A 4,254-nucleotide genomic window follows, 5' to 3' on the forward strand; every position below is an offset into this window, starting at 1 on the left:
ACGGACAGCGCCATCTTCTACCTGAAAGACAAGTACCGCTTTGCGCCGTTTATCGCCAAGGTCAACTACTCGATTTCCATGGTTGGGTTGGACAAGCGTCTGGCCGACTCGCTGCGGCCAATCATGATGCGCGACCTCAACGATGTCCGCAGTCGTCTGCCAAAGGAAATGCAGAATATCATGGACGGTGTGCCGCAGTTGTTCGAAGCCTTTGCAGCCGCCGATACGGCCGCAATCATTGCCAGTTTTTCGTCTCTGAAGCGAATCGGTGGTGTCAGCGGTGACGTTGAGCGTACCCTCGGCGAATTGGCGGTCATGTCGGGCCAATACCGACAGGGCAAAGAGTACCTGAACGAATATCTCAACTCGGATACGCCGGTCAGCAATGGTTTCTTCTATCCTCAGGCATGGTACCTGATGGGTGTCGCTGACGAAGGTCTCGGACTAAAGCAGGAAGCTGTTAAAGACTTCGAGGAAATGCTCCGCTATTGGAGCCGCCCCGATATTGATATCCCGGCGATTCGCGATGCCAAGGCACGCCTGGCCCGCCTGCGTAGTTAACCTACTTCGGATAACGTCCCGATAGCTTGGAAAAGAACCGATGCACGCGGTGGATGAACCCCGTGTTCGGCAGGAACATCAATGGGCAGTAGCCAGCCACAACCTCAATGTGGTGTTCCTTGCAGTACGACAACGCATTCTGACTAACGGCGCCGGCGCCGACTGCCCGGTGTAGCCAGATACTCTTCACGCCAGCGGCAACACATTCGTGCACAACGTCTTCGGTGACCTCCGGCGGGGTCAGAATGAGCGCTGCCTCGACCGGCGGCTGAATCTCCTGAAGCAGTGCATAGCAGGTACGGTCCTCGATGCTCGTGGCAGCGGGGTTGACCGGGACAACGTCGTATTGGCGTTGCAGGAGTTCGCGGAAAACGACGCGAGAGAAATCGCGAGGGTCACGCGACACCCCGACCATCGCCAAGCGCTTATGATTGAGGAATGCCTCAATCCGATTCAGGTCACTCATTCCCACCTCCAAGAATGCCGGCCATCGCCTTCGGCCCGATTTACCCTAATTCTGGCATAACGTGGCCATAGTTGTCAAGCATAACTTTGCCCTTGAATCCGTTCCAGTCAATCCGTATTACTGCCGTGGAAACCGACGGGACAAACGATGCCCTGCAATAATGTTGTTGAACTGATCCAGATCAACCTCGACGATCAGGAACGACTTCGGGACTACCAGTTCGTCAAGAAGTCGTGCGGTCAAGGCGTCGGCAACAATTCGCTGTTGATCGACGTCTTTCGCGGTCTCAATGTCGAAGAACTCCTTGAACTCGACCCCGAGACCTTTCTTGGCGTTGATCCGACCGCGGACGGCATCCTGGAGTTTCTGCGCCTCAAGCATTTGTTCGCTGTCAAGGCTACGCTCGAAGTCTATACCGGCATGGCGCCCGGTGCCAAGGGACACGCCTGCGCGGTTGCCGATGTCGCATATGACGGCGATGAAACCGTCATCAATGCTGAAATCGACGTCGACATCATCACCGAACAGATCAAGTCCTGTCCCGGTTGCAAGGGCTGCGGCATCCGGGCTTGATCGTGCCGAACTCTTACGGAAATCTTGTTGCCCGTGTTGAGGCACTATTGATTGTAGCGCCATGCGTATTGCCATCACCGGCGCCAACGGCCTGATCGGCGCGCATCTGACGCAGCACTTTGCGCGCAGTGGTCACGAACTGACGCTGATTCTTCGCCAGTCAATCAGCACCATCCACCATCAATCCATCTGGAACCCCTTTGCCGGTGAAATCACTGCGGCTGATCTCGAGGGTCAAGACGTCGTCATCAACCTCGCCGGTAAGAATGTCGGTGCCGGACGTTGGACCGAACGCATCAAGCGCGAAATCCTCTCCAGCCGCATTTTAAGCACCGAGCTGATCGCCAAGACGATCGCAAAATGCCAATCGAAGCCGCGCCTGCTGATTAACGCCTCGGCGATCGGCTTCTACGGCAATCGTCCGGGTGAAACGCTGACTGAAATGAGCCCTCCCGGCCGCGGATTCATGGCGGAAGCCTGTCAGAAATGGGAGCAGGCGTCCCAAGCTGCTCTTGCTGCGGGAATTCGCGTCGTCATTCCCCGCATCGGCGTCGTACTTGCACGCACGGGCGGTGCACTGGACCGAATGTTGCCGCTGTTTCGCTCCGGGCTGGGCGGGAAGCTTGGGTCAGGAAAGCAAATCTGGAGTTGGATAGCGCTACCGGAGATTGCCTCCGCCTTTGATCATATTATCGCCACGGCAACGCTGAGCGGCGCGGTCAATTTGACAACGCCGAATCCGGTCAGTAATGAACTTTTCACCGAGCTGCTGGCCAAGGCTGTGCGTCGTCCCGCGTTCTTTGCGGTGCCGGAGTTCGCACTCAAGCTGGCGATGGGCGAGATGGCACAAGTCGTTCTTGACAGCGCCAATGTGATGCCACAGCGCCTCCTCGACTCAGGCTACAAGTTCAAGTATCCCGGACTGCCTGAAGCTTTGTTCGCAGTTCTTTCCGAAGATTGATTGCTTGCAGCTTCTCGGCGGCAGCGCTCTTAACGGAAGCGAATGTCGGCCGACCCCATGCCGACATCGAGTATCAGCGTCAGCCGGCCCGACGCCGAATCCCAATTCTCGGTTTCCCAGACACCGTTGCGGCCGCGCACCTTGTCGAAGCGCCGCTTGGGAATATCAATGGAATTGAACCAGTTCTCTTCGGTTTCCAGGCGTACGGCAATGTCGGCCGGCAGAATGATATCGATCGAGCCCATGCCGACGTTGATCTGCGCCTCCGCTTCGTAGTCGAATTTGCCGGTGAAGTCGAGCGTAAAATCGCCCATGCCGCCTTCAAAGGTCAGCAGTTCAAACCGGGCGTTCGCGAGATTGTTGATGTCCAGTTCGCAGGCGCCGGCGTCAATCTTGAGATCCACCATCCGCGTCTTATTCGGTGTCGCGAAGTCGATGGTGGCATCCGCAGCGCCGATCTCGAGCGATAACTCGGAGACCTTCAGATCGGAGAAGTCGAAGCTTGTCTCAGCAGCGCCGATCTCGATATCGAATCGGCAGTCGACATCCGGCGAGAAAGAGAACTCCCAGGAGTTCTTCTCACCGTCGATGCTGTTAGAATGCGAACGCTTCACCTCCGAACTGAACGTGAATTTGCCATTGTCCTGGCGCTGGTCAAACTCCTGAGTGAAGTCGTACTTGCTCTCATCATACTGTCCCTGATAGGTGATGACCGCACCCTCAGGAATCCGCCCCGGATTGATTTCGAATCGCCCGGCTGCCAGGTCAAGCTGTACGTCCAGCTTGCTGATGCCGCTGGCGCTGACTTTATCGTCTACCTTGGTGAGCCGCCCAGCCAGCAATACCGCCGAGACTGCCAGGACAGCACCGGCGCAAATGAGAACCGCCTTGCGCATTTTTCCCTCCTAAGTCGATGGTTCTCTTCTTAAGACGGGGAGTGCGTGGTCGAGGTTTCAAGCGAATCGGGAAAACTGGGGAGAATCGAACGCGAGGGCGACTACGCTTGCGGCCTTTCGGTGACCACTTCCAGCGTTACGCGCACCTTCTCGTTCTTGTAGTCGCGGGTGCCGAAACGGGTCAGGATCACGCCGCCAAATCCGAGTGTAGTGATCAGCAGCGTCAACAAACCGGCAACGATGCCGAAAATGACCGCCAGTGGTTCTTGATCCACGATCAATCCAAAGAAGAATCCAATTGCGGGGGGCTGCAGAATGACAAAACCCACCAAGAACTTCCGGAACCGCCCTTCTTCCCGCGCAGCATCCTTCGGCCGCACAAAGTCGGCGATAAACAGCGAGAACGCCGCGCCGCCGAGAAGTCCCGCAGCAATCATCGCCAGCGGCATCCCGAGGATTGCCACCGGCAAGCCAATGATGGTGATGCAAAGCAGGATGAACACTGGCAACAGTAAGATCCAAGCCAGGAATCCCACTGCCAGCGTCTTGAGAATATTCTGACTATACAGCGTCTTGATCCGGTCAGTTTGCTTGCGGAACAGCATCGCCACACCGAAGGTGAAGACAAACAGCATCATGAAGTAGACAATCGCCCCGATCGCGGCGTCCGATGACTGGTTCGACTGGTAGACTCTGGGCCACGGGATTTCCGCCATCGGCTGCTCGGTGACCTGGCCCAAAACCCGGGCGCCCGGTTCCTCGATCACCTCTTTGCCGATCACATTCCCGAGAACGAT

The 4,254-nt window shown here is 56.8% G+C and carries 6 protein-coding genes; 3 read left to right on the forward strand and 3 right to left on the reverse strand.

Annotation, left to right across the window (positions count from 1 at the left end; translation table 11 throughout):
* A partial coding sequence (locus IT585_04110; GenBank protein MCC6962416.1) for a hypothetical protein occupies positions 1–561 on the forward strand: 561 nt, incomplete at its 5' end.
* A 1-nt stretch (position 562) separates the two neighbouring features.
* Here the strand turns inward: IT585_04110 and IT585_04115 are convergent.
* Complete coding sequence (locus IT585_04115; GenBank protein MCC6962417.1) at positions 563–1,027, reverse strand: CoA-binding protein; 465 nt, start codon at positions 1,025–1,027, stop codon at positions 563–565.
* A gap of 147 nt (positions 1,028–1,174) precedes the next feature.
* Between IT585_04115 and IT585_04120 the strand changes: the two genes are divergently transcribed.
* Together IT585_04120 and IT585_04125 are read left to right on the forward strand one after the other, a co-directional pair.
* Positions 1,175–1,600, forward strand: coding sequence for a hypothetical protein (locus IT585_04120; GenBank protein MCC6962418.1), 426 nt, complete (start codon positions 1,175–1,177; stop codon positions 1,598–1,600).
* 61 nt (positions 1,601–1,661) lie between these two features.
* Positions 1,662–2,561 (forward strand): TIGR01777 family oxidoreductase, encoded by a 900-nt coding sequence (locus IT585_04125; protein ID MCC6962419.1) that lies wholly within the window; start codon positions 1,662–1,664, stop codon positions 2,559–2,561.
* Between the two features lie 29 nt (positions 2,562–2,590).
* On the opposite strand, the gene IT585_04130 is transcribed toward IT585_04125, so the two are convergent.
* Together IT585_04130 and IT585_04135 are read right to left on the reverse strand one after the other, a co-directional pair.
* Positions 2,591–3,457 (reverse strand): hypothetical protein, encoded by an 867-nt coding sequence (locus IT585_04130; protein ID MCC6962420.1) that lies wholly within the window; start codon positions 3,455–3,457, stop codon positions 2,591–2,593.
* 101 nt (positions 3,458–3,558) lie between these two features.
* A partial coding sequence (locus tag IT585_04135; protein MCC6962421.1) for a hypothetical protein occupies positions 3,559–4,254 on the reverse strand: 696 nt, incomplete at its 5' end.

Source organism: Candidatus Zixiibacteriota bacterium, assembly GCA_020853795.1.
In the GTDB taxonomy this organism is placed as follows: Bacteria; Zixibacteria; MSB-5A5; order CAIYYT01; family CAIYYT01; genus JADJGC01.

What these genes read in the sequence shown, in the direction of transcription:
- IT585_04120 (MCC6962418.1), top strand. Translation starts at nt 1,175, where the DNA reads ATGCCCTGCAATAATGTTGTTGAACTGATCCAGATCAACCTCGACGAT.
- IT585_04125 (MCC6962419.1), top strand. Translation starts at nt 1,662, where the DNA reads ATGCGTATTGCCATCACCGGCGCCAACGGCCTGATCGGCGCGCATCTG.
- IT585_04115 (MCC6962417.1), bottom strand. Translation starts at nt 1,027, where the DNA reads ATGAGTGACCTGAATCGGATTGAGGCATTCCTCAATCATAAGCGCTTG.
- IT585_04130 (MCC6962420.1), bottom strand. Translation starts at nt 3,457, where the DNA reads ATGCGCAAGGCGGTTCTCATTTGCGCCGGTGCTGTCCTGGCAGTCTCG.